The organism is Pedobacter sp. (assembly GCF_965249885.1).
Taxonomy (GTDB): Bacteria; Bacteroidota; Bacteroidia; order Sphingobacteriales; family Sphingobacteriaceae; genus Pedobacter.
The window spans coordinates 2,168,380-2,194,298 of record NZ_OZ252254.1 but is presented as its reverse complement, the minus strand read 5'-3'; the positions used below and the strand labels follow the sequence as shown (position 1 = coordinate 2,194,298).

The window sequence follows — 25,919 nt, the reverse complement described above, 5'->3', positions numbered from 1 at the left end:
AAGTCTGTTTTAACGAGTTTTACCCGCCATAATTGTAAAAAGAAACGATAAGGCATAAAAATTAAAATGAGTTCTATTAATTTCCCTTTCATCAATAGCCTTAGCCGGAACAAAGCAGCTTCAATTTTTATAGCTTTAATTATCATTAGCAGTTGCAACAATTCAAATAAATTAAACCCGGCGATTGCAGCCGAAAAGCATTACTTCTCTGCCATAGCAAATAATGACGTTAAATTATCTACTGCTAAAAAAGGTGAATGGCGGTTTGAACATAAAGAGGCTATTCAAACCTTTGAAAGCTACCGTATGCAATCGATTAAAAATATAGATACAAATCGCAATACCATTTACTTAAAACCCATTGGCAAATTTACCTTTCCGCAGGAACAGGCGCTTGAACTTACTAGGCTATATTTGAGCATCTTTTTTCAAACAAAAACAGTGCTATTAGAAGTAGATACAGATAGTGATATTCCCAATAGCGCCAAACGATTAAGAGATAACCATTTTCAATTATTGGCGCCATACCTGCTAGACTCCGTTTTAATGCAGCAAGTACCTAAAAATGCACATGCCCTTATGGCATTTACCGCTAAAGATTTGTACCCATCAAACAATTGGAATTACATTTTCGGGTTGGCATCTTATCAGAACAGAGTTGGTGTAAGCTCAATTTATCGGCTACAAAGTGCGGATTTAAATAGAAGTGAAAGTTCAACATTCCTACGCAGACTATTGAGCGTTTCAAGTCATGAAATTGGCCACATGTTTAGCATCAGCCATTGCGCTGTATCTGCCTGTGTAATGAATGGCGGCAACAGTTTAAAGGAATTAGACCTGCAGCCCAACAGACTTTGTGCTGAATGCCAAAAGAAACTATTTTGGCGTTTACGTTACAACAATAAAAAAAGACTGGAAGAACTTTGTCGCTTTCTTTCAGAAAATCACTTAAAGCACGACTATGAGTTATTAGCTAGTGATTTAAAAGCCCTCAAGTAAATTGCGCCTAAAATATCCACCAAAAAAATCATTAAAAAGAAACGGGGACTCGGCATACCACCTTGTCCCCGCCATCTAAATTAACGCTCTCAGATATATAAACTCATTTGAATTACCTTTATTGCATGAGCAGAAAAATATTTTCATTTTTTAAAAAGTGCACCAAAGCAAAAGCCCCGAACTAAGTCCGAGGCTTTGCTATATAACAATCAAAAATGAAAAACTATGGCATTAACACAGTGTCAATTACGTGGATTACGCCATTAGATTGGTTTACGTCAGCGATAGTGATTTTAGCATCATTACCTTTTGCATCTCTTACGTATAAATCTTTACCTTTTGACCAAAAAGTAAGGTTTTCGCCTTGTACGGTTTTCATTGTTGCTTTACCGTTTCCTTTTTTAACTGCAGCCCAAACCGCTTTAGAGCTATAGTTTCCTGCCAATACGTGGTAAGTTAAAATTTTGGTTAACATCGCTTTGTTTTCTGGTTTAACCAAAGTTTCTACTGTGCCTTTTGGCAATTTGTCAAACGCAGCATTAGTTGGTGCAAAAACAGTGAAAGGTCCTTTTGATGATAATGTTTCTACCAAACCTGCTGCTTTTACCGCTGCAACTAAAGTAGTGTGATCTTTTGAGTTAACTGCGTTTTCAACAATGTTTTTTGAAGGGTACATTGGAGCTCCGCCAACCATTACTGTTTTTTCTTTTGACATTTGAGCCGAAGCATCATTTCCTACAAACATTACTGCTAATGACAATGCGCCTAAGGCTACAATTTTTGATAACTTTTTCATACTATTAATTTTTTTGATGGATTAAATTGTTTTTCTCACATTTACGGAAACCGATAGTTGCTTGGTTTTTTATTTTTAATTTTTTTTGAAAGGATTAGTCTGATCTGCCTCAAAATCAAGGCTAATAGAATTCATGCAGTATCTTTTTCCAGTTGGCTTAGGACCATCATCAAATACGTGACCTAGGTGTGAACCACATCTTCCGCACAATACTTCGGTACGTACCATATTATAGGATAAGTCTTCCTTATATACTACACTACCTTTTGCTCCGGGTTCAAAAAAGGAAGGCCATCCGCAGCTGCTTTCAAATTTCGAATCCGAACGGAACAACCTGTTACCACAAACTGCACAATAGTAAGTGCCTCGTTGATTAAACGTATTATATTTTCCAGTAAACGCTTTTTCCGTAGCACCCTCTCTTGCCACAGCGTATAAATCGGGTGATAAAATTTTTTTCCATTCTGCGTTGCCCACTTTAATTTTATTGGTAGCCGTACGAGAATAATATGGATTTTTGGCCTTCTGCTGCGCAAAAACGGCAAATGCTGTGCTAACCAACAGTAGCACTAAGCATTGTTTTATGATTGTCTTCATTGCTTTAATTTTATTTTTATTTACGAACACCAATCAAAAACAGATTTTATTTGTTTCAACTATCATACAATTTTATATTTTTGTCACAAGCAATTTTATTTTTGAACACTCAGGTAAAGCTTTCTGAACAAGAAATTGTTTCGTTACTGCTTCAGCAGGACGAACGAGGATTTAATTATCTCTACGATAATTATTCGGCAGCGATATATGGGGTTGTTACCAGGGTGGTAGCTTCAAAAGACTATGCCGATGAAGTGATACAGGATGTTTTTGTAAAAATTTGGAAAAACATTGCTCAGTTCGACGCAGAGAAAGGCCGTTTATACACTTGGATGATCAACTTGGCACGCAATACGGCCATAGATTATGTACGATCCAAAGGGTTTCAGAACGAACAAAAAAACCAAAGTATTCCAGATTTCGTAAATGACAGTAATCAGTACTCAACTACGGCAAATGTTGACCACATTGGTTTGAAAGATGTTTTGGCTCAAATTAAGCAAGATTGGCGAGAACTGATTGATTTAGCCTATTTTAAAGGTTATACACAACAAGAAATTGCCGAAAGGCTTGATATTCCAATTGGAACTATCAAAACAAGAACTAGAAACGCCCTCATTGAATTAAAAAGATTGTTAAAAGACCACAGGTAACATTGGATATTAAAGAGTACATAGCATCAGGCATTATCGAAGCCTACGTAATGGGACTAGCCTCTGAGGAAGAAGTTCGCATTTTGGAATGCGTACAAAAAAATAATCCAGAGGTTAGGCAAGCTATTTTGGAGGCTCAAAGTACTCTGGAAGACTTTGCCTCTCAACAAGCTATTGCCCCACCTGCCGAATTAAAATCGACCATTTGGGCCAAAATTTCTGAGGAAGGGGCTGAAAAACCACAATCTGTAACCGTGCCTCAACAAATACAGGAGGAAGAAGAAGTTGCCAGCATTCCGCTGTACCCACCACAAAATACCGTAAGCCCAAATAAAACGTTCAATTGGTTTGCGGTAGCGGCAAGTATTTTATTAGTGGCCAGTGTAGCATTTAATTTTTATTTAAGCAATAATCAAAAGGCTACACAGGAGCAGTTAGCTTCTTTAATTACTGAGCAAAAAAACAACACCATCGCTTATCAGAACTTAAAAAGTAGATGGGATATGGCTAATGATCCTACCGTAAAAACAGTGCCCTTGTTAGGTGTTGAAAAACATCCTGACATGAAGGCAATGGTATACATGGAGGAAAAATCAAAACAAGTGTATTTAACTTTGGAAAATATGCCTGTTGCACCAGAAAACCAACAATACCAGTTATGGGCCATTGTAGATGGCAAACCGGTAAGCTTAGGTGTATATGACCAACAAGCCAAAGAGGAAATGCAAAAAATGGCCGTAATCAATGCAGCCCAAGCTTTCGCTATCACACTTGAAAAACGTGGCGGCAGCCCTACCCCTACCATGGAAAACATGTATGTGATGGGTAAGATCTAATCGATCCAAATCTTCGTTTATTGGCAGTTTCCCAAGCGAGGGTTATCTAAAGAAGCACATTTAAAAAGGTATTTGCTTTGCGGATAAGCCGCCGATGGATTATCATTAACTACTAACGAAGGTAACGCAACGCCTTTATAGCTTGGCATGGTAATTTGCGCTGCCGAGCCATTACCTAAGCAAACATCTTTTGCCGCAGCATTTCCGTTAAAACTGTAGTCAATCATGGCATCCAACAATCGGTAAACGGCATAATAGTCATAAGCATCTATCCCAGTTCTCGTACTCGGCAAAACATGATCCGCCACGTAGTTGTAGCCATTAATGGATGCTGATTTCACCAACACAAAATCCTTTTCCGCGTTGGCAATATTGCAGTTTTTAAAAATATCGATAGCCATGCGATGATCGTTGGTATCGTCATCATCGTACACTTGCGTAAGCAGTTTCGTGTTGGCAGGGAAACCCTTCAGCTGCGTATCGTTTAACCAATAGCTGTACCATTGTGCCATGGCAAATATAAACCTTCCATTTTGGCCCCAGCCCTCTTCACTAAATGCTTTTGAAGCCAAGCCAAAAGATGCGCCACCACCAAAGGAATGTCCCACAAAACCAACTTTTTTGGTATCGATAAGCTGCGGATAATCTGTTACTGCTTTTTTGAAACTTTGCCACAGTGTATTATACCTCGAATCAATATCAACCCCCGTTGTTGGATAAGGCGCAAAAACAACTACATAACCTTTTTTAGCGATGAACTGATAGAGGCCTAAGTTATAGTTCACATCCTCGCCGCCATAAGGATGCGAGTAAAATAGCACAGGCCTTGGCCCTGAAACTTCCTTTGGATAAAAAATAGTGACTTGCTTGCCCGTATAAGTTGGGCTAGCGAAACTTACGGTAGCTACGGTGTAAGTGCCTTCCGCACCATATCCGCTTTGTGGCCTAGAAATTGGCCCCAGTAAATCGTCATCTGTTTCTACCGGAGCTGTATCGGTACTGTGTTTAGAACAAGATAAAAATGCAGCTAAAGAAAGTAGCGCTAAAAGGTAAATTCTTCTCATAGAAAAAGTCGTTTAATACTTACTTGGAGAAGAAAAAACCCATTAGGTTTAATCCAAATAAACATTTATCCGTTAGTCCTACTTGAGCTAGTGAAATATAAATTAGAAAGATGTCCTCTTCGCAAATGCCCATTCCAAAAACTTAGGAAAAGCCCTGCCCCAAGTTGGCACATCGTGTTTACCACCAACCATCTCGTAGTAAAAAATATCATCTGGGCGCTGGTAGCCCTTTTTAACTAGCTCTTTAATTACATCAATGGTGTCATCTATGGAGTCGATGATAAAGTTTTGATTTCTATCTGCTTTCTCATCTTCAGTTCCCGTCATTAACCAAAATTTCAGGTTTGGCTTTCCTTTGGAATCAGCTATCATTTGATGCAAAATTCGGTCACTATCGGTGTAGCCTTCACTCAAATCTTTTCTACGCCACCAAAAAGAACCCGAAAAAACGCCTACCACATCGAAGATATCACTATGGTTCCAGGCCACATCAAAAGCAGTTAAACCACCTAATGAAAATCCGGCGAAGGCCTTTTTACCATTGATGGGCTTACCTATTTCTTTCTGTAAAAAAGGCAGTAGCTCGTTAAGTACAAAGTCCGTATATAAATGAGATTTACTTCCTCTCTTTTTAAAATCAAGCTGATTTGCTACGCCATACTCCTGCAAACGATCTTCTCCGGCCTTAATTCCAACGGCAACCACAGGTTCTATCAGCCATTTGGCATAAAGAGATTTCAAGCTTTCTTCTAGTTGCATTTGCGCTAAGTCCTGTCCATCGTTAACTAAAAGTAGATGCAGCACCTCATTACCAAGTAGGTTTTCAGGCATATACACTTCTATGTCAACAGTACGTTGCAGCGATTTAGATTTGAGTTGGTAGGCAGTTTTAATAACGACAAGTTTAAATTTACAGAAAGACGAAGCTCCTGCGCTTCAATCTCAATTAAAGTGCAAAGTTACCAATAACTCAAAAAACAGGCAACCCGATTATTGAATTTGTGTTTTTAAATATTTGTAAGATATTTTTTGTGCGTTGAAAATGATTTACTTATCTTGATAAAACAAATCCATTGCCCATGAGAGAAGAACTACAAAAATGGTACAGCCCTAGTCTCAATAAAGACATGGAGACTTTGGTTTTTGGTCATGCCGGACATCCAGTTATTTTGTTTCCAACCAGTATGGGCCGCTATTATGAAAATAAGGATTTCAAGCTGATTGATGCCGTAGCGAACTTTATTAACGAAGGGAAAATCAAAGTTTACTGCCCCGATAGTGTTGACGCTTTGAGTTGGTATAATAAAAACATTCATCCAGCAGACAGGGTAAAAAATCACATTTGGTACGACAAATATCTGTTGGAAGAGCTGCTTCCGCTAGCGAAAAATGAAACTGGACGTTCCAAAGTAATTACCGCTGGATGCAGTTTTGGTGGTTACCATGCGGCTAATTTTGGCTTCAGACATCCTTGGGCGGTAAGCCATATTTTCAGCATGAGCGGCGCTTTTGACATTACAGGACAGCTAGATGGTTTTTACAACAATGATGTTTATTTCAATAATCCAGTTGATTATTTGCCAAATAACATCAACCCAGAACTTTGGGAGTTAAAAATTGTTCTAGGAGCTAGCGACCGTGATATTTGCCGACAAGACAATGAAAGATTATCTGGAATTTTGCACCAAAAAGGCATTGACCATTGGTTAGATATCCGACAGAACGCAGACCACGATTGGCCGATATGGCGAGACATGTTCCCAGAATATATTTACCAACTATAACGCGGTCAAGTATTAGGATTCAGCTGCCTGTCAGCATTAAAAAACATTACAACTTTAAACGTTACAACAATAATTAAAAACATAATATACCAATGAAGAAAATAGGAATCTTATTTGGCCAAGAGCGTTCATTCCCTCAAGCTTTTGTAGATCGAGTAAATCAAAAAGCAGTTGCCGGAATTACAGCCGAATTTGTAAAAATTGATAAAGTTTTTCAAGCTGAACAACCTGAATATGCCGTAATCATAGATCGAATTTCTCAAGATGTTCCGTTTTACAGAGCCTATTTAAAAAATGCGGCCATGGGCGGCACTGCAGTAATTAACAATCCGTTTTGGTGGAGTGCCGATGAAAAGTTTTTTAACAACGCCTTGGCGGAAAACATTGGTGTTCCCGTACCTAAAACAGCACTGATTCCTTCGAGGGAGCACCCAGACGACACCAACGAACAATCATTTTCCAACTTGGTAATGCCTTTTGATTGGGATGCAATTTTCGAATATACCGGTTTCCCTGCCTACATGAAACCTTTTGATGGTGGCGGCTGGAAAGAAGTCTATAAACTGCGTAGTAAGGAAGAGTTTTTCGAAAAACACAGCGAAACAAAGCAAACTGTAATGATGCTTCAGGAAGAAATTATTTTCGAAGAGTATTTTAGATGTTATTGTATCGGTGGAAAACATGTGCGCATCATGCAGTACGAACCACGCAACCCGCATCATTTGCGCTATGTAGTTGATGGTCCAAAACCGAGCGAAAAGCTACTAAAAACCATCGAAGAATATACCTTGAAACTAAACCAGTATTTAGGTTATGATTTCAATACAGTAGAATTCGCTGTGCGCAATGGTGTACCAATAGCCATCGACTTTTGCAACCCAGCTCCAGATGCGGCACTTGAAAGTGTAGGCGCTGAAAATTTTGAATGGGTGGTGGAAACCGCAGCAAATTATGCCATTGAAAAAGCCTTGGAACAAGAATTTGGCAAAAACAACCTCACTTGGGGCAATTATGTAAAAAGTAGTGCTGCAGGAACTCCTTTAACAGGCAAAGCACCTAAAGCCGCAGCGAAAGCTAAACCAGCGGCCAAACCAAAGGCGACAGCAAAAACAGCAACTAAAAAATCAACCAAATAAAACCAATTTGACTATCTATGAATGAGTTTACCTTAGGGATAGAAGAAGAATACATGATTGTTGATCCCGTAACAAGGGAACTAACGTCACACGACCAAAAAATTGTAGAGGCTGCTCAAAAAATCCATAAAGACCAGGTGAAGGCAGAAATGCATCAAGCGGTAGTGGAAGTAGGAACCGGGATATGCAGGAACACTACCGAAGCGAGGCAGGAAATTTCGCAACTGCGTTACACTGTGGCTCAACTTGCTGGCGAGCAGGGACTACGTATTGGTGCGGCCGGGACCCATCCGTTTTCCCATTGGGAGAAACAGCTCATTACAGAGCACCCGAGGTACAACGAAATTGTGAACGAGCTGCAGGAAGCGGCCAGATCCAATCTTATTTTTGGACTGCACGTTCACGTGGGTTTTCAATCTAGGGAATTAGCCGTACATATTGCCAACCAAGTGCGCTATTTTTTGCCGCATGTGTTTGCCTTATCTACCAATTCCCCTTTTTGGGAAGGAAGAAATACTGGTTACAAGTCTTTCCGCACCAAAGTGTTCGATAAATTTCCACGCACCGGAATTCCTGATATTTTCAATAGCATTGAGGATTACGATAATTATGTTAAGCTTCTCATCAAAACCAACTGTATTGACAATGCCAAAAAGATATGGTGGGATATCAGGGTACATCCATTTTTTGAAACTATTGAGTTTAGGGTATGTGATTGCCCCATGCTAATTGACGAAACAATGGCTTTCACGGCCTTATTTCAAGCTTTATGCGCTAAACTTTACAAATTGCGTTTACAGAATTTAAACTTCATTTCCTACAGCAGGGCACTCATTAATGAAAATAAGTGGAGGGCGGCACGTTACGGAATTGACGGAAATTTGATAGACTTTGGTAAAGAAATGGAAGTAAATTGCCGAAATTTGGTGCTCGAATTATTAGACTTTGTTGATGATGTAGTAGATGAGTTAGGCAGCCGCGAGGACATTAACTATGTACACCAAATTTTAGCGAATGGCACCGGCGCCGATCGGCAATTGGCTGTTTATGAGCAAACCAAAAGCTACGAATCGGTAGTGGATTACATCACAACGCAAACCTTAATTGGTGCAAAATAAAAATGAGCGATTTAAATAGCATAAAGATAGCCGTTATAGACATGAATAATGGGTTCCCTAACCAGGGAATGAGGGGCATACACGAAATTTTACATCGATACAAAACCCATCACCAACTTGATTTAGTAGTAGATGTGTTTGACATCAGACAAAAAAATGAAGTTCCAGATTTAAGCTACAACATCTACATCTCTAGTGGTGGGCCCGGCAATCCTTACGATGGCGAAGGGCAGCAATGGGAATCGGATTTTTTCGATTTACTGGATAGGATAGATGATTTCAATTTGATCCATAACGAAAAGAAACACGTCTTCTTAATTTGCCATTCTTTCCAGCTGGCCTGTAGGAAATATGCTTTAGGGGAAGTAATCCAGCGCAAATCAAATGCATTTGGCATTTTCCCAATTACGATGACCGCTGATGGATCAAAAGAAAAAGTTTTCAACGGATTACCTAATCCATTTTTTTCAGTAGATAGTAGAGATTGGCAAGTGGTTCAACCGAACCAAGTGGTATTTGACAAAATGGGCGCAAAATTATTGGCAATAGAAAAGGAAAGACCTCATGTAGACCTAGAACGCTGCATGATGGCCATCCGTTTCTCGCCTTACATGATTGGCACGCAATTCCATCCCGAAGCAGATCCGGTTGGTATGAAAATGTATTTGGAATTACAGGAAAAAATGGACCTGATCATTAAAAATCATGGTAAGGAAAAATATGATGACATGATTGGCAGTTTAGAAAACCCTGATAGAATAATGCTTACCCAAAGTGTTATTTTACCTAATTTTTTAGATGAAGCCATCAATACCCTACAAGCAGTTTAGGCAGCACAACCGTCATTGCGAGGTACAGCGTGCTCCGATAATTCGGAGAAGCGATCTCATCAAAACTGAAATGCTTTAAGATTGCTTCGTACCTCGCAATGACGAAACCAACAACGCAATTACCATGACAACGAGCCACAGAAAAACATTCAACGGTAACTTTAGCGAAGGAAAATATCAAAATTTCTTAAGCCAGTTGGATGAAGATTACCCCAAAATCACTTTCCGGGTAGCCGAATCGCCATTGTTTATTCCTGACGATTTAAAGCAGAAATTGATAAGGGCTGGAGATGAAATCATCCGCACAATTAAGCAGCCGAACTTCAAAAATCTTACGCAAAAATCAATTCCAGGCAACTGGGAAGTTCCCAATGAAAATGACCACCCACATTTTTTAACCTTTGATTTTGGACTGTGCAAAAATGCTGACGGAGAAATTGCACCTATGTTGATTGAGTTGCAAGGTTTTCCTTCATTGTATGGTTTTCAAGCACATTTGGCCAATACTTACAAAAAAGCTTACCAGCTTGATTCCAATCTAACGCCCTACTTCAACGGATTAAATGACCAGCGTTATTGCGACTTGCTCAAAAAAGTAATTGTTGGGCCTCATGATCCAAAAGAAGTGGTATTGATGGACGTAGATGCCCCAAATCAAAAAACTGCAATCGATTTTTTTGTTACAGCAAGTAAAATTGGCATCAAAATACTTTCTATTGAAGATATCACGCAAGAAGGGAAAAAACTTTACTATAGCGATGGAGGCGAAAAGACGCAGATTAAACGCATCTACAATCGTTTAATTTTTGATGAAGTAGCCAATGATCCTAGCGTTTTCAACAAGGGTTTTGATCCTCGGGAAGACTTAGAAGTAGAATGGATAACACATCCTAATTGGTTTTATCGCATCAGTAAGTACACTATGCCTTTTTTGCATGGCGAATTTGTTCCCGAAACCAAGTTTTTAAATGAAGTAGCGGACATTCCAACAGATTTAGAGAACTACGTGCTTAAACCTCTATTTTCATTTGCCGGTATGGGTGTAATCATTGATGTTCAACCTGAAGATCTTGCTAAGATAACTGATCCAGAAAATTGGGTATTACAGCGAAAGGTAAGCTATGAACCAGTGGTGCAATCACCAAGTGGAGGCGTAAAAGCAGAAATACGCTTAATGTACTTGTGGCCTGATGGCGAGGAGCCGCAGCTTTGTATCAATTTGGCACGTTTAAGTCGCGGAAAGATGATTGGTGTACGCTACAATGCAGATTTTGACTGGGTTGGCGGTACTGTTGGTTTAATGAATGATACTCCATAAGTCGTTTCTAAATGAAGCTGCTTTTTACACTCTTCCAACAATTTGACATCCAGCAATTACACAATTAAGCTATATTTGTAAACATGGATATTCAGTTCATATTGATGATAGCGATTTTTATACTGGCCTTAGCCTATATCGGCAGGTTGGTGTATCGTAGCATTAGTCCAAAAAGTAATTCTTGTGGCACTGGCTGCGGTAAATGTGCAGCAAACTTTGATCAAATCCCTGATTTAAAAAAATAGTTGCTATGGTTGAGAAATTTGCCGCCTATTTAAAAAGCCGAATGCCAATTACAGCGCAGCAAGCTGAAGAAGCTGTAAGTTGTTTAAAAACCAAGCAAGTTAAAAAAGGGCAGTTTTTACTTAGTGCCGGCGATTTAAAAAGTGAAGCCTATTTCGTGAACAGCGGTTTACTACGCTATTATTCCGTAGATGAAAAAGGCAAAGAGCACATTATCCAATTTGCACCAGAAGATTGGATGGTATCTGACAGGGACACCACTGTTTTCAATGAGCCTTCCATCTTTTTTATTGATGCCATTGAAGATACCGAAGTTGTGGTTGTAAAGGGCGACTTTTTCCCTGCCATGAAAAACATAATTCCCGAGATTTTAGAACTGAATATTTTGATGCTGCATAATTCCATTCGGTTTATGCAAAAGCGAATCAACATGTTATTAAGCGCCACTGCTGAAGAACGCTACCTTGATTTCATTAAATTGTATCCTAGTTTAACGTTACGTGTACCACAGTGGATGATTGCTTCTTACTTAGGAATTACACCAGAGTCATTAAGCAGGGTGCGTAAAGATTTGGCTAAAAGGCACTTCAAATAAATGGATTAACTGCTTGAACTGGCTATTTGACTAACTGATTGGGCAATGAGCTAGTGAACTAGTGAGCCAATGAACCAAATTAATTACTTAACATACATCAATGCTTCGCTAAACAGCTTGCCTTAACTTTGTGTTATTAAATAGAAATCATACAAAATAAAAATATTATGGCAACAACTAAATGGGCGTTAGACCCAACCCACAGCGAATTACAGTTTAAAGTAAAACACTTAATGATTACTACCGTAACTGGAAGCATTAAATCTTTCAGTGCAGAACTTGAATCGGAAGGTGAAGACTTTACCAATGCGTCAATTTCTTTTTCAGGCGACATCAGCTCAATTGACACTGGCAATGGAGATAGAGATGGTCACTTGAAAAGCGGTGATTTCTTTGATGCGGAAAAATATCCTGCTATCAGCTTTAAATCAACTAGTGTTGAGAAAGATGGCAGCGACTATATTGTTAAAGGCGATTTGACCATTAAAGATGTGACTAAACCTGTAAAATTAAATGCTGAATTTGGCGGTATCGCAACGGATCCTTGGGGAAATACCAAAGCTGGGTTTACTTTAAGTGGAAAAGTTAACCGTACTGAATTTGGCTTAACCTGGAATGCAGCCTTAGAAACTGGCGGTGTAATGGTAAGCGAAGAAGTTAAAATTTTAGGCGAATTACAGTTTGTGAAACAAGCTTAATCTGATAAAAAAATGCCGAGAAATTTCTCGGCATTTTTTTTATCTCTTACTCTTATTAGTTTTTCTGGATCAAGCAAACGGCATAAGCTACTACACCCTCTTCCCTACCAATAAAACCCATTTGTTCATTTGTGGTAGCTTTAATGGAAATATCTTCTACACTAATGCCAATGGCTTCTGCAATGTTCTCTTGCATTTGAGGAATATGTGGATTGATTTTCGGTGCTTCTAAACAGAGCATCGCATCAATATTACCTACCTCGTAGTTTTTCTCTTTGAGAAGTTTCACAGTTTCTTTTAATAGCACTAGGCTGCTAATTCCCTTCCACTGCGGATCTGTATTTTTAAAATGGAAACCAATGTCTCTTAAATTAGCCGCACCAAGGAGGGCGTCGCAAATGGCATGGAGTAAAACGTCAGCATCAGAATGGCCAAAAGCGCCTTTATGATGCTCCAAATTTACGCCTCCAACCACAAATGGATGATGATCTTTTAATTGGTGAACATCAAAACCAAAACCTACTTTAATACGCATCATTACTTTACTACCTTATCAATGGTCCAGGCTAATGAAAATCTTAATGTATTAGCTAGAGGGCTATTTTGAGGATTGGCTACTAAATAAGAGAAATCAAGGTTAAATACGTTGTACTTTAATCCACCTCCCAAAGTGAGGTACCTTCTGTCTCCTTTTGCAGGGTTTTCGTAAAAATATCCAGCCCTTACTGCAAATTGCTGGTTGTAGGTATACTCCACACCTGTAGATATGCCGATTTCCTTCAGTTCTTCTTTGAAACCGCCAGGTGCATCAGCAAATGAGCCAAAAATACCAGCCGGTACAGAACGATTAGGATCCTTTCCTGCAATAATTTCACCATTGGTATCTCTAACAGGCTCTGTTGGAACCATTAACTTATTGAAGTCAAGCGCAAAAGTGAACTGGTTATAATCATCAATGATAAAAGTTGATGCGCCACCCAATTTCATATTTGCAGGCAAAAATCCTTTATTTTGCGTTTCCGCGAAACTCATTTTAGTACCAATATTCGATAAGTTTAATCCCGCGGAAAGAATCGCATCTTTTCCGAATAACACGGTTGGTTTTTTGAAAAAAGCGGAAACATCCACAGCAACTGCAGTGCCCGCCTTCTGCTGGCTACCGCTTCCCAAACCTGGAGTTAAATTCGAACGAATAAATCTAGCTGAAGTGCCAAGCGAGAAATTTTCACCAAATTTGCGAGAATATGTAGCATCAAATGCCAACTCATTTGGGTTAAAATTTCCTTGTGTAATTGCATTTTCATCGGTAAAAGCAATGTCTCCTAAAGAAAAATATCTTAACGAAGCACCAATCACTGTACGTTCGTCTACTTGATAGAAACCACTTAAATAAGCAAGGTTAATATCTGGCACCAAGTTCTTTAGCCACGGACTGTAAGACAAACTAACGCCGTAAGGTCTTTCCAAAAAGGCAAGCTTAGCCGGATTTATACTCATTGCATTTCCGTCAGGCATAACCGCTACACCGGCTTCGCCCATGGCACCAGCTCTGGCATCAGGTGTAATCAATAAAAAAGGTACATAGGGATAAATACCATTTGTTTGCGAGGTACTACTACCGGAAGTCTGCTGAGCTAAAACTTTATTTCCTGCGAAAAACAAAAAAAGCATCAAGGCCCAGCTCAGGGATTTCAATTTCATCATAAACCGTTTAATCAGCGCAATTTAACATAGTGTTTGTTAATTTCAAAAAGTATCTCACAGGTTGTTTGAATTTCTGCATGCTAAACGTTCAATGTCATAGATTATTATGCTTTATCACTTTTTAATTTAAAGCGAGGCTATATGGTTCTTAAGGACACTAATTGACTAGCGCACACATCAAAAATTTCTATTAAAGAGCCTCAACTTGGGCAATTTTTTCCGTGGTTTTATTTTTTTTAATAACTACTAACAATATAACTTTTCTTTAATCGTTAAGCATGCTTAAAGAACAAACAATAATTATTTCCAAACTACACAATAAAAGGCTTTTATATTTTTTTTATCCAAAGAAAGAAGATTTTTGAAATCACAATCTTTTTTTGTGTATTTTTATCCACTAAAGTGCAATTTGCAATATATGAATAGAATTTACTTATACGTTGTCGTATCATTATTTGGCGTTGGGGCGTTAAGCTCATGCGGTGGTGGCGGCTCTAAAGGCGGTGCCTATTCCGAAAAAACGGGCTATGCTTATAACCAACGTGAAAATGGTGGTTTCGAAGTAAAAAAGAACTTTAAAAGAGGACCAGGACCTGGTTTAATAGAAATAGAAGGTGGTGAGTTTATTATGGGCGGCAGTGCAGTGGATGTTCCGGGACAGGATATGTCTGCCTATAACTACAAACGCCAAATAACAGTTAGTTCATTCTATATGGACGAAACTGAGGTTTCTAACACTGATTGGCTGGAATACCTTCACTGGATTAAAACAACATTTAGAGGCAAACCACAATTAACTGAGTACTACTACGAAGCTCTTCCAGACACTTTGGTTTGGAGAAAGCCGCTTTCGTATAATGAACCATACGTTAACAACTACTTAAGACATCCAGCTTACGGAGACTACCCCGTAGTAGGTGTTAGCTGGTTACAAGCTTCGGATTATTGCGTTTGGCGTACCGATAGAGTGAATGAATTTATTCTAAGACAAAAAGGTATTATGACGCCTTTTAGAGAGCTGAACAAACCTGCCGGAAAAGGTGCTAATGCTAACGCTAACGCAGGAGCAAAGTCAGATATGATTTACAATACGGATGCCTATCTTAATGGTCAGATTAAGGACACAGGAAAAAATGCTCCTCTCGACCTTAGCGCAACAACTAATCCTAACGGTAAAGGAAAAGCATTAAGAAATGTTAGGTTAGAAGATGGTGAAATTTTCCAACCCTACCGTTTGCCAACAGAAGCTGAGTGGGAATATGCAGCCCTTGGGTTAATAGGTAATACACAATATGCGAACATTAACGAAAAGAAAATTTACCCATGGAACGGCTTAGGTATCGCTTCGCCTAAAAAATCAACTCGAGGAATGATACTAGCTAACTTTAAACGTGGAAAAGGGGATTACATGGGTGTTGGCGGTTCACTTAACGATAAAGGAAGTATTACTCAATCTGTTCGTAGTTTTACACCTAATGATTTTGGCCTTTACAATATGGCTGGAAACGTGAATGAGTGGGTACAGGATGTGTACAGATTGAACACTTTTGAGGCAACTGAAGGACTTAATCCGTTTAGAGGAAATGAATATTCAGATAAAGAAAGGGATCCTCAATCAAGTGTGATTAAGTTAGACGGCAAAGGCCGACCTGTAATGAAACCTGCTGCTTCGGGAGTAAAGCAATCATGGGCTCAACTGCAATCTAAATATGTAGATTCCACTTACAAAGCTGACCAACGAGGTTTTAAGGATGAAGAGAAGAATTTATCCAACGGAGAAGTTATTACTTTATACAACAACAAATCAAGAGTGTACAAAGGTGGCTCTTGGAATGACCAAGCAATGTGGCTTAATCCTGCAGCAAGAAGATTTTTACAAGAGGATGAGTCTACTGCCGATATTGGCTTCCGTTGCGCAATGACGATGTTAGGAGCTCCAGAGGTTAAATCTGCTGGCAAGCCGCAATTTAGAAACAAACCTGCTAAACCATTTAAGGTTAAATAAGGAGTTGCTGTTTCAGTAACATTAAACATAAACGAGAAAGGCTTCCAAATTGGAAGCCTTTCTCGTTTATCATCTATTGAAAATTTAGCTGAAATGAATTAGTACAGCATTCTTTTCGATTTTATCTCCTTTTGATATTTCCACTTTTTTTATTGTTGCATCGGTTGGAGATTTAATGATATTCTCCATTTTCATCGCTTCTAAAACTAACAAACTATCGCCCTTTTTCACCTCTTGCCCCTCACCTACTAAAACGTTTAATACCAACCCGGGCATTGGCGCTTTAAGCTGTGCTATTTTATTGGAATTAAGGTTTTCCATCCCCAATTGTTTCAGCAAAAGATCAAGTTGTGTGGAAACATTAACATGATAAACATTACCATTGACCTTAATTTTAGCCAGCTTCTCCAAGCGGTCGAATTCTACAACTTCTACGTTATAGGACCGTCCATCGTAGATGATATGCTGAGTGCTATCATTTAGCTTTAGCACATCTAATTCCATCGGCTTGTCATTTATGCTCAGTGCCCCATTGACCATCTCAATGTTATACTCCAAATTATTGTTAACGGTTACTTTATTCATGTTAATTAGTTAAAGCATATTGAATTAAATTAGCGCCCATTTTTAGCGCATTAGCTCTACTTTCTTGCGTATCCGAAGGGTACGTGCCATAATCTTCCCACCCATTGCCTAAATCGCACTCATAAGTATAATAGCAAACTACCCGGCCCTGATAAATCAATGCAAAACCTTGAGGCCGTTTATTATCATGCTCATGAATTTTCGGCAAACCGTTAGGAAACTTGAATTTTTGATTGTAGATCGGGTGATTAGCCGGCAACTCAACAAAATTAAGCTCAGGAAAAACTTTCTTCATTTGCGTCCTGATAAACTTATCTAAGCCATAATTATCATCAATGTGAAGAAAACCACCGCCAACTAAATATTTTCTCAAGTTAGCAACTTCTTGCGCATTAAACGATACATTGCCGTGGCCAGTCATATACACAAACGGATAGTTGAAAATTTCTGCACTTCCAACATCAACAATTGCCTCGTCGGCAACAAAGTTAGTAGCGATATATTTATTGCAAAATGCGATAAGATTTGGCAACGCGGTCCTGTTGGCATACCAATCGCCACCCCCTGCATATTTGAGCTTACCTAATTTGTACGTTGGTGGCGCCGTGAACGATGTTAATAGCAAGAACGCCAAAGCCACGGCACACCTAACTATCCTGTGGTTAAGAGAAACGCAATTGATGGTTTTGGTAACTGATAACCGTACACTAGCAAATGACCACTTCATTATTGTCTATTGATAAAATTCACCTCGAAGCATGCAGCTAACCCAGCAGTTTCTGTACGAAGGCGTGTATCACCTAAAGTTACTGGTTTATATCCGCTTTGCAAAGCAAGTTCTATCTCTTCGGGACTAAAATCGCCTTCTGGACCAATTAAAATCAAGTATTTTTGATGCGGAACAATGACATCAACAATGGCCTGCTTTTGTGTATCTAGGCAATGTGCTATCATTTTAACTTCGTCAGATGTCTGTTTAAAGAAGTTTTTAAATGAAATGGCTGCATTAATTTTTGGATGGTAAGCTGTTAATGATTGTTTTACTGCAGAAGTGACTACTTTTTCTAAACGTTCTTCCTTCACCACTTTTCTTTCAGAACGGTCGCAGATCAAAGGGGTAACTTCGTCAATACCTATTTCGGTAGCTTTTTCTAAGAACCATTCCAACCTATCCATATTTTTAGTTGGCGCAATGGCGATATGAAGATGGTGATTGCGCTTGCCGAATTCCGATTGCTTGCTAATTACCTGCAGCTTAACTGCCCGTTTTGATATTTCAAGGATTTTTGCTTCATAAAGCCCGCCGATACCATCAATTAAATGTACGATATCGCCAACTTTTAAACGCAACACCTTATTACAATGATTACTTTCTTCCTCGTTTAAGGTGTAGGTATCTGAGGCAATATCAGGCGTGTAGAACAAATGCATCCTTAATGTTAAAAGTCAAAATTAAAAAGTAAAACGGCAATTAACCAATTTAAACGATTCGACAGTTAACCCTTTTAATGGATATCCAACATATCGCTTTTATTGATCACAATCTCCAACTTCACCGTTTCAATATTCTGTTCGGTTTTTTTAAGGATAGTAAACAAGTAACCATAACACTCTTCCCTATCGCCTACTTCAGGTATTTTACCAAAAGCGTGAGATACCAAACCACCTACCGTGTCAAAATCTTCATCTTCGGGCAAGTCGTGTGGCAAATGCTCATTTACATCGTAAACCGTAGCGTAAGCGTTTACCACAAATTCGGTATCGCTAATTTTCTCTACAATTGGTTTCTCCTCATCATACTCATCTTGTATCTCCCCAACAATTTCCTCTACGATATCTTCAAGCGTTACCATACCTGCCGTACCACCAAACTCATCAAGTACAATGGCAATCTGAATACGCTTTTGTTGAAGCTCACTTAGTAAGTCGTTAATTTTCTTTGTTTCTGGAACGAAATAAGGCTTTCTGATGATATCTGCTAACGACCAATCTTGATTGCTTGCCAGCAAAGGCAACACATCCTTTGCGTGGATAATCCCTACAATCTTATCAATGATTTCATCGTAAACCGGCATACGGGAATAACCTTCAGAAATGATCTTCTCTACCACTACTTCCTTAGAAGCATCAAGCTCAATACCGGAAATTTTGGTACGCGGCACCATGATATTTTTAACTACACGCTCATTGAAATCGAAAACATTCTTGATCAACTCGTGCTCGTTATCTTCTAGCGCTCCACTTTCTTTGCCCTGCTCCAATAAGTACTGTAACTCCTCATTACTGTGCAATGACTCATGACCGCCAGAAGTACTGATTCCAAAAGGCTTCAAAATAATGGTGGCCAATCCGTTCAATACCCAAATAGCAGGTTTTAATACGATATAGAAACCTTGTAGCGGCGCTGATACAAACAAAGTTGTCGCAACTGGCCGTTGTATAGCTAAAGATTTGGGAGCAAGCTCGCCGAAAACGATGTGCATAATGGTAATTACCGAAAATGCTACGATTGTTGCAGCAGTGTGCAATACCGCATCGCTAACGGTAATGTCTAAACTGTTGAACATGTTTAGAAATATAGTGTGCATTACACCTTCACCAACCCAACCTAAGCCAAGTGATGCCAATGTAATGCCCAACTGTGTAGCCGCCAAATATCCATCGAGGTTGTGAATAATATTTCGGGCCATTTTGCCCAATCTGCTTCCAGATTTTGCCTTGATTTCAATTTGCGACGCCCTTACTTTAACAATTGCAAACTCGGCTGCAACGAAAAAGCCGTTCAACAACACCAAAAATAATGCAAACAAAAGGCGCCACCCAATTGAACCACTATCGGTTTCGGTTGGAGTAACCACAGCCAAAACAGAAGTTGGTAAATTTGCACTAAACAATGCCACTAAGGGCGTACCGACGGAGTAAATCATTAAGAATTATCTAAATGTGTTATTATAGAGCTCAATGCTCTCATTGATTACCTTATGTGCATATCTAACGCCTAAAAGGTGCTCAATGGTAACTTGTTTATTTTCTAAGGCCTTATAATCCTGAAAGAATTTTACAATCTCTTTCATGGTATGCGGAGGTAGCTCGCCCAAATCATTGATATGGTTAACCGACGGGTCATTTTTTGCTACCGCAATAATTTTATCATCTTGCTCTCCATTGTCAATCATGTGCATTACACCTATAACTTTAGCTTCAATAATAGTCATAGGATACACATCTACTGAACACAATACTAAGATATCCAATGGATCTTTATCATCACAATAAGTTTGTGGAATAAAGCCATAGTTTGCTGGATACATTACTGAAGAGAACAATACTCTATCTAACTTGATTAAGCTAGAATCTTTATCTATTTCGTATTTCGCTTTTGATCCCTTTGGGATTTCTATTATTGCATTTACTATTTCTGGCAAATTATCACCAGGAGATACGCTGTGCCACGGATGGGTTTCGTCTTTAATCATCTTTTTCTTTAAACTCTGTTTCTTCTAAATTATTGGTATTTTTTGATATTCTATTTCTTACAAAGGTGATTACTAGAGGAATAGTGGTAATGGCGATAAATCCAAAAATGATATAACCTAAATATTCCTCAATCTGCTTTGCAAAACTTTTACCTAAAAAATAACCCAGCAAAGTTAAGGAACAAATCCATAAAAGTGCACCCGAAACATTATAGAGTACAAATTTCTTAAAATCCATCCTGATAATGCCGGCAACAATAGGTGCGAAAGTTCTAACTATTGGCACAAACCTTCCCATAATTAAAGCAAATGCGCCTTGTTTACGATAATAATCTTCTGCCGTTTTTAGGAATTTCTTTTTAAAGAAGAAGGTATCTTCTTTGGTGTGCAATACCGGTCCTGTTTTTCTACCGAACCAATATCCTGTAAAATTTCCGGATATAGCTGCAATGATGAGCGTAAATACTAGTACGTAAATGTTAACGTCCAATTTACCAGTTGCCACAAACATCCCTGCTAAAAACAGCAGATAATCTCCTGGCAAGAAAAAACCAAAAAACAAGCCTGTCTCAGCAAAAATGACGAAAACAACCAAATAGAAACCACCTTCCCTAAGGAGTTTTTCAGGATCTATAAGATGCTGCAGATGGTTCCAAAATTGCTCCATAGTTACAATTATTCGTAAAACTACAAATAATATTCTATATCGCTATGCTATATTAAGTTTAAAATAAGCGAAGGATAAACACCTAAAATCAAAATAACTACGGTTGAAATTACCAGTACAACTTTATATTGTACAGGAGTTTCCAATTCAATCTCCTTACCTTCTTTAAAGTAAACTGCTATGATTACCCTAAAGTAGTAGTAGAAACCAATCAGGGCATTTAAAATAGCAATTATTACAAGAATGATTTGGTAGTTCTCCAAAACATTTAGGAACATTACATACTTACCGATAAAGCCCGCAGTTAACGGAATACCGGCTAAGGATAACATGGCAACAGTCAAAGTTAATGCTGCCAATGGATTGCGCTTAGCTAGGCCGTTGAAACTCTCTATATCATCGCTACCTGTTTTTTGCTTTACATTGATTAATACCGCAAATGCCACAATACTTGCGAATGTGTAAGCAGCTGCATAAACCAAAACATTACTAGCCGAATTTGAAGTTAAAACTACAAGTGAGAACAGTAGGTAGCCTGCATGTGAAATACTCGAATAGGCAAGCATCCTTTTAAAATTCTTTTGGTAAAGTGCTGTAATATTACCTACACATAAAGTGATGATAACAATCACTAACAAAGCTGGCATCCAGAAATCGTGTAATGGTTCAAAAGCGCCAGCGAACAGCCTTAAAAACGCTGCAAAACCTGCGGTTTTCACTACCGTTGACATGAATGCAGTAATCAGTGAAGGTGAACCTTCATACACATCTGGTGTCCAGAAATGGAAAGGTGCTGCACCAACTTTAAAGCACAAACCAACCATCATTAAAATTATCCCCGGGTAAAAAAGAGGTGACACGTTGGTCATGTTGTTCACCAAGTTTGTTTGTATTGCATCAATATCAAACGAACCCGTTGCCCCATAAACTAAGGCTATACCGAACAATAAAAATCCGGTAGAAAAAGCACCCATTAAAAAATACTTCAATGATGCTTCATTGGAAGCAAAATTCAATTTTCTAATCCCTGCCAGGATATACAAACATACCGACATGATTTCAACACCAATAAAGAGCATTGAAAGGTTTTTATAAGAAACCATGATGATAATGCCACAAAGTGCGAAGAGAATTAATGTAAAATATTCTGCAATGTTAGAACTGTTATCTGCAAAATAGCGCTGCGTAAGTAGGAAAATCAACAATGTGCCAATGATTGAAATACCTCCAAAAGCTAATGCAAAGTTGTCTATCTGCATCATCGAAAAATATACCGTTGGTTGATCCCAAGCACTAACTGTAAAACCTAAAGCTACCAACAGACCAAGCAAGGTGATAGGCAATAAAGCTTTTTTCGCTTTAAACAAACCAGTATAAAGAACTACTAAAGCCGTTACGGCAATGGTGATAATGATATTCATGCTTAGTTAATCCCTGTTAATTTATGATTAATCTGTTCCAATAAGTGTTGTACCGAGGCATCTGACAATTGCAATAATGGCTTAGGATATACGCCGATAATAATGATAAGTGCACAGATGGTATAAAGCACCACCTTCTCAGTTCCTGCAATATCTTTAAAGCTGGCAGTTAAAGCGTTCGTTTCGCCCAGCATAATTTTTTGATAGCTCCTCAACATGTATACCGCACCGAAAATAATGGTTAAACCAGCCACAGCTCCCAACCAAGCGCTGTAGTTGTAAACGCTCATCAACAATAAAAATTCACCAATAAAGCCATTCGTACCTGGCAAAGCTACCGTTCCCAAAAGAATGATTAAGAAAGTAATCGCTAATTGCGGTGCCACTTTCGCTAAACCGCCCAACTCATCAACTTTATTAGTTTCTAAGCGAGATTTAATGATATCCAACACGAAGAACAATCCAACCACGTTAATACCGTGACTTAACATCTGAATCATACTTCCTTGTAAACCTTGTTGGCTAATGGTAAAAATACCCGCTGCAATTAACCCAACGTGGCTGATTGACGAATAGGCTACCAAGCGCTTAGCGTCTTTTTGCCTGAAGGCGATGATAGCCGCATATACGATACCGATAACCGCTAAAGCCATTACTACTCCAGTCCAATCTTGAACGCCATGAGGTACAACTGGCAATAACCATCTAATTACACCGTAAATACCCATTTTTAGCATAATCCCTGATAGCAACATAGTACCAGGTGTTGGCGCTGTTGTATAGGTATCTGGCTGCCAAGTGTGAAATGGAAAAATTGGCATCTTAATCGCAAATGCAATAAAGAAAGCCCAGAAAATCCACCCTTGTTGAGTAGCATCCAATTGCAATTTGTAGAACTCAGCTATTTCAAAATTATTAGCCGGATTTTGAAGGTACAAATAGATAATTCCCAAAAGCATGAATAAAGAACCTGCAATGGTATACACGAAAAACTTCATGTTAACTTTGATGCGATCTTTACCGCCCCAAGTAGCACAAATGAAATAAATCGGGATTAAAGCAGCTTCCCAGCCAATGTAGAACAAGAAGGCATCCATCGCAGTGAACACCAAAAGTAAGCCACTTTGCATGAATAAAATCAATGCGTAGAAAGCATTGGCATTTTTATATTCGTTTTTAAAGCTAGCTAAAATGATCAACGGTGTTAACACGTTTGTTAATAACACCGTAACCAAGCTAATCCCATCCAAACCAACGTGGAAATTAATGCCTAGCTGTTGTATCCAAGTGAAATTGGTTTCAAATTGTGTGCTTGCATCTGGAATAAATTTAAACAACAAACCAAGGGCTACCGCCAATGAGAAGATTGAAAAAATTAAAGCAGCTACCTTTGCTGTGTTTTGCTTAGCAAATAAAGCTGTGACTATTGCACCAGCTAAAGGTAGGAATATGAGTATTAAAAGTTCCATTTATTAAGATCTGAACTGATTTTAAGCGATAGACAAATAAGTGTAAAGCATTAAAGCTACCACACCAACAACCATCATAATGATGTAATAACCAACATTTCCCGACTGTAACAAACGCAAGCTTTTGCTTCCTTCGTTGGCCGTCCAACCTAAACCATTTACTAATCCATCAATCACTTTGTTATCAATGATTTTATAGAAGAAGTTAGAAAATGCGTCTAAAGGTTTTCTAATGATAGTATCATAAATCTCATCCAAATAAAACTTGTGATAAGATAATTTTTCTAAAGCAGTTCGAGGAGCTTCGTCTGCTACCGGTACTTCAGCCTTTTTAACATACTTGCTATAAGCTAAAAGGATGGCAACAACTGCCGCTAACATTGAAACTCCCATTAAAGTAAACTCTGTGTTATGGCTTAGCTCTAAATGATTTTGTGTCACTTTTGCACCAGTTAACCAATGCGCTAACCACTCATTTCCACCAAATACATGAGGAATATTCAAAAAACCTCCAAGGGCTGCTAAAATAGCCAAAACTACTAATGGAAGTGTCATCGCCTTTGGTGACTCGTGGATGTGCTCTTCTGCATGATGCGAACCTCTGAATTTACCGTAAAAAGTTAAAAACATCATACGGAACATATAAAAAGCGGTTAAAAATGCTGTTAGCACTCCAACACCCCACAGCACTGGACTGTATTGATATGTATGGGCTAAAATTTCATCCTTCGAAAAGAAACCAGAAAATGGCGGTATACCTGCAATTGCAATTGTTCCTACCATCATCGTAGCGAAAGTAGTTTTCAATTTAGATTTCAATCCACCCATGTGGCGCATGTCCTGCTCATGATGCAATGAGTGAATTACTGCTCCAGCGCCTAAGAATAACAAAGCTTTGAAAAAAGCGTGAGTTAATACGTGGAAGAATGAACCTGTGTAAGCGCCTACTCCCAAACCTAAGAACATGTAACCAAGCTGAGATACCGTAGAGTAAGCTAGCACTTTCTTGATATCAGTTTGAGTTAATGCAATTAACGCCGCAATTAACGCTGTTGCTGCTCCAATAATGGCAATGATATTTTGTGCAATTGGTGCTAAATCAAACACAACGCTTGAACGGGCAATCATGTAAATACCGGCGGTTACCATGGTGGCTGCGTGAATTAACGCTGAAACTGGTGTTGGTCCAGCCATCGCATCTGGCAACCAAGTAAATAGAGGCAACTGTGCTGATTTACCACAAGCTCCGATAAACAATAATATCGCAATAACAGTGATGGTATCGTTTCCAGGCAACATGTTTACTGCTTGAGGGAATACTTTAGCAAACTCTAAACTTCCAAAAACTTGGAACATTAAAAATACCCCTAAAAGGAAACCTAAATCACCAATACGGTTCATTACAAACGCTTTTTTAGCGGCACTTGCATAACTGCTGTTGGTAAACCAAAAACCGATTAAAAGGTATGAACATAAACCTACGCCTTCCCATCCGATAAACATTACGATGTAGTTTGATCCTAAGACCAAAATCAACATAAAGAAGATAAATAGGTTTAAGTAAGCGAAGAACTTCCCAAAACCAGCATCCTCATGCATATATGCACTTGAGTAAACGTGAATCAAAAATCCGATGCCAGTGATGATTAACAACATCATTGCACTCAAAGGATCATACAGAAAGGATAATGGAATATGTAAGTTTCCTACACTAATCCAATCGAATAAGTTAACGGTAAATTGTTTTTCGGCGCTTGAACTAAGCTCCATGAAAAAACATACGCTAAGAATAAATGAAGCTAAAACCACCCCACTGCCAATTACGCCAACTACTCCTTTGCTCAATGTATTGCGACCTAAGCCGTTTATCACAAAGCCTAAAAGCGGAAGAACTGGAATTAACCAAAGTAAACTTGTAATCATTT

General features: G+C 38.7%; 27 protein-coding genes. 12 read left to right on the top strand and 15 right to left on the bottom strand.

Annotated elements, in window-relative coordinates; all coding sequences use genetic code 11:
* Positions 1 to 66 precede the first annotated feature (66 nt).
* Positions 67 to 999 carry an archaemetzincin gene (locus ACY2A0_RS09370; RefSeq protein ID WP_461789222.1) on the top strand — a complete coding sequence of 311 codons (933 nt, stop codon included), beginning with the start codon at positions 67 to 69 and terminating at the stop codon, positions 997 to 999.
* Between the two features lie 223 nt (positions 1,000 to 1,222).
* On the opposite strand, the gene ACY2A0_RS09365 is transcribed toward ACY2A0_RS09370, so the two are convergent.
* Complete coding sequence (locus ACY2A0_RS09365) at positions 1,223 to 1,795, bottom strand: fasciclin domain-containing protein (RefSeq protein ID WP_427532766.1); 573 nt, start codon at positions 1,793 to 1,795, stop codon at positions 1,223 to 1,225.
* 75 nt (positions 1,796 to 1,870) lie between these two features.
* On the bottom strand, positions 1,871 to 2,392 hold the full coding sequence (gene msrB, locus ACY2A0_RS09360) for a peptide-methionine (R)-S-oxide reductase MsrB (RefSeq protein ID WP_461789221.1): 522 nt from the start codon (positions 2,390 to 2,392) through the stop codon (positions 1,871 to 1,873).
* 101 nt (positions 2,393 to 2,493) lie between these two features.
* Between msrB and ACY2A0_RS09355 the strand changes: the two genes are divergently transcribed.
* Positions 2,494 to 3,045, top strand: a complete 552-nt coding sequence (locus ACY2A0_RS09355) for an RNA polymerase sigma factor (RefSeq protein WP_461791404.1) — start codon at positions 2,494 to 2,496, stop codon at positions 3,043 to 3,045.
* A 2-nt stretch (positions 3,046 to 3,047) separates the two neighbouring features.
* Positions 3,048 to 3,881, top strand: coding sequence for an anti-sigma factor (locus ACY2A0_RS09350; RefSeq protein ID WP_461789219.1), 834 nt, complete (start codon positions 3,048 to 3,050; stop codon positions 3,879 to 3,881).
* Between the two features lie 17 nt (positions 3,882 to 3,898).
* Here the strand turns inward: ACY2A0_RS09350 and ACY2A0_RS09345 are convergent, their stop codons facing one another.
* Positions 3,899 to 4,945, bottom strand: a complete 1,047-nt coding sequence (locus ACY2A0_RS09345; RefSeq protein ID WP_461789218.1) for an alpha/beta hydrolase family protein — start codon at positions 4,943 to 4,945, stop codon at positions 3,899 to 3,901.
* Positions 4,946 to 5,047: 102 nt separating this feature from the next.
* Positions 5,048 to 5,839 (bottom strand): alpha/beta hydrolase, encoded by a 792-nt coding sequence (locus tag ACY2A0_RS09340; protein WP_461791051.1) that lies wholly within the window; start codon positions 5,837 to 5,839, stop codon positions 5,048 to 5,050.
* A gap of 185 nt (positions 5,840 to 6,024) precedes the next feature.
* Between ACY2A0_RS09340 and ACY2A0_RS09335 the strand changes: the two genes are divergently transcribed.
* The 8 genes from ACY2A0_RS09335 (at position 6,025) to ACY2A0_RS09300 (ending at position 12,667) form a co-directional block, all read left to right on the top strand.
* Positions 6,025 to 6,729: an esterase family protein gene (locus ACY2A0_RS09335; RefSeq protein WP_461789217.1), complete on the top strand. Its 705-nt coding sequence runs from the start codon at positions 6,025 to 6,027 to the stop codon at positions 6,727 to 6,729.
* 92 nt (positions 6,730 to 6,821) lie between these two features.
* Positions 6,822 to 7,865, top strand: coding sequence for an ATP-grasp domain-containing protein (locus ACY2A0_RS09330; RefSeq protein WP_461789216.1), 1,044 nt, complete (start codon positions 6,822 to 6,824; stop codon positions 7,863 to 7,865).
* A 17-nt stretch (positions 7,866 to 7,882) separates the two neighbouring features.
* On the top strand, positions 7,883 to 8,983 hold the full coding sequence (locus tag ACY2A0_RS09325; protein WP_461789215.1) for a carboxylate-amine ligase: 1,101 nt from the start codon (positions 7,883 to 7,885) through the stop codon (positions 8,981 to 8,983).
* Positions 8,984 to 8,985: 2 nt separating this feature from the next.
* Positions 8,986 to 9,813: a type 1 glutamine amidotransferase gene (locus ACY2A0_RS09320; protein ID WP_461789214.1), complete on the top strand. Its 828-nt coding sequence runs from the start codon at positions 8,986 to 8,988 to the stop codon at positions 9,811 to 9,813.
* 124 nt (positions 9,814 to 9,937) lie between these two features.
* Complete coding sequence (locus ACY2A0_RS09315; RefSeq protein WP_461789213.1) at positions 9,938 to 11,131, top strand: hypothetical protein; 1,194 nt, start codon at positions 9,938 to 9,940, stop codon at positions 11,129 to 11,131.
* 83 nt (positions 11,132 to 11,214) lie between these two features.
* Positions 11,215 to 11,376: a FeoB-associated Cys-rich membrane protein gene (locus ACY2A0_RS09310; RefSeq protein ID WP_461789212.1), complete on the top strand. Its 162-nt coding sequence runs from the start codon at positions 11,215 to 11,217 to the stop codon at positions 11,374 to 11,376.
* A 5-nt stretch (positions 11,377 to 11,381) separates the two neighbouring features.
* Positions 11,382 to 11,969 (top strand): Crp/Fnr family transcriptional regulator, encoded by a 588-nt coding sequence (locus ACY2A0_RS09305; RefSeq protein WP_461789211.1) that lies wholly within the window; start codon positions 11,382 to 11,384, stop codon positions 11,967 to 11,969.
* Between the two features lie 167 nt (positions 11,970 to 12,136).
* Positions 12,137 to 12,667, top strand: coding sequence for a YceI family protein (locus ACY2A0_RS09300; RefSeq protein ID WP_461789210.1), 531 nt, complete (start codon positions 12,137 to 12,139; stop codon positions 12,665 to 12,667).
* 55 nt (positions 12,668 to 12,722) lie between these two features.
* On the opposite strand, the gene ispF is transcribed toward ACY2A0_RS09300, so the two are convergent.
* On the bottom strand, positions 12,723 to 13,202 hold the full coding sequence (gene ispF, locus ACY2A0_RS09295; RefSeq protein ID WP_461791050.1) for a 2-C-methyl-D-erythritol 2,4-cyclodiphosphate synthase: 480 nt from the start codon (positions 13,200 to 13,202) through the stop codon (positions 12,723 to 12,725).
* 2 nt (positions 13,203 to 13,204) lie between these two features.
* Complete coding sequence (gene porV, locus ACY2A0_RS09290) at positions 13,205 to 14,371, bottom strand: type IX secretion system outer membrane channel protein PorV (RefSeq protein WP_461789209.1); 1,167 nt, start codon at positions 14,369 to 14,371, stop codon at positions 13,205 to 13,207.
* A 418-nt stretch (positions 14,372 to 14,789) separates the two neighbouring features.
* On the opposite strand from porV, the gene ACY2A0_RS09285 reads away from it, so the two are divergent.
* Complete coding sequence (locus ACY2A0_RS09285; RefSeq protein ID WP_461789208.1) at positions 14,790 to 16,376, top strand: SUMF1/EgtB/PvdO family nonheme iron enzyme; 1,587 nt, start codon at positions 14,790 to 14,792, stop codon at positions 16,374 to 16,376.
* Between the two features lie 84 nt (positions 16,377 to 16,460).
* Here the strand turns inward: ACY2A0_RS09285 and ACY2A0_RS09280 are convergent, their stop codons facing one another.
* The 9 genes from ACY2A0_RS09280 to nuoL form a co-directional block, all read right to left on the bottom strand.
* Positions 16,461 to 16,961: an acyl-CoA carboxylase biotin carboxyl carrier protein subunit gene (locus tag ACY2A0_RS09280; protein WP_461789207.1), complete on the bottom strand. Its 501-nt coding sequence runs from the start codon at positions 16,959 to 16,961 to the stop codon at positions 16,461 to 16,463.
* A 1-nt stretch (position 16,962) separates the two neighbouring features.
* The gene (locus tag ACY2A0_RS09275; protein WP_461789206.1) at positions 16,963 to 17,688 is read right to left on the bottom strand and encodes a DUF4159 domain-containing protein; all 726 of its coding nucleotides are present in this window, start codon (positions 17,686 to 17,688) and stop codon (positions 16,963 to 16,965) included.
* On the bottom strand, positions 17,688 to 18,392 hold the full coding sequence (locus ACY2A0_RS09270) for a 16S rRNA (uracil(1498)-N(3))-methyltransferase (RefSeq protein ID WP_461789205.1): 705 nt from the start codon (positions 18,390 to 18,392) through the stop codon (positions 17,688 to 17,690). The genes ACY2A0_RS09275 and ACY2A0_RS09270 overlap by 1 nt, the downstream gene beginning before the upstream one ends.
* A 74-nt stretch (positions 18,393 to 18,466) precedes the next feature.
* Positions 18,467 to 19,786: a hemolysin family protein gene (locus ACY2A0_RS09265; protein ID WP_461791049.1), complete on the bottom strand. Its 1,320-nt coding sequence runs from the start codon at positions 19,784 to 19,786 to the stop codon at positions 18,467 to 18,469.
* A gap of 108 nt (positions 19,787 to 19,894) precedes the next feature.
* Positions 19,895 to 20,437, bottom strand: a complete 543-nt coding sequence (locus ACY2A0_RS09260; RefSeq protein WP_461789204.1) for an inorganic diphosphatase — start codon at positions 20,435 to 20,437, stop codon at positions 19,895 to 19,897.
* Positions 20,430 to 21,104: a DedA family protein gene (locus tag ACY2A0_RS09255; RefSeq protein ID WP_461789203.1), complete on the bottom strand. Its 675-nt coding sequence runs from the start codon at positions 21,102 to 21,104 to the stop codon at positions 20,430 to 20,432. Before ACY2A0_RS09255 ends, ACY2A0_RS09260 begins: the two co-directional genes overlap by 8 nt.
* Positions 21,105 to 21,151: 47 nt before the next feature.
* Positions 21,152 to 22,525: an NADH-quinone oxidoreductase subunit N gene (locus ACY2A0_RS09250; RefSeq protein ID WP_461789202.1), complete on the bottom strand. Its 1,374-nt coding sequence runs from the start codon at positions 22,523 to 22,525 to the stop codon at positions 21,152 to 21,154.
* A gap of 2 nt (positions 22,526 to 22,527) precedes the next feature.
* On the bottom strand, positions 22,528 to 23,994 hold the full coding sequence (locus ACY2A0_RS09245) for a complex I subunit 4 family protein (RefSeq protein ID WP_461789201.1): 1,467 nt from the start codon (positions 23,992 to 23,994) through the stop codon (positions 22,528 to 22,530).
* A 21-nt stretch (positions 23,995 to 24,015) separates the two neighbouring features.
* The gene (gene nuoL, locus ACY2A0_RS09240) at positions 24,016 to 25,914 is read right to left on the bottom strand and encodes an NADH-quinone oxidoreductase subunit L (RefSeq protein WP_461791048.1); all 1,899 of its coding nucleotides are present in this window, start codon (positions 25,912 to 25,914) and stop codon (positions 24,016 to 24,018) included.
* Positions 25,915 to 25,919 lie beyond the last annotated feature (5 nt).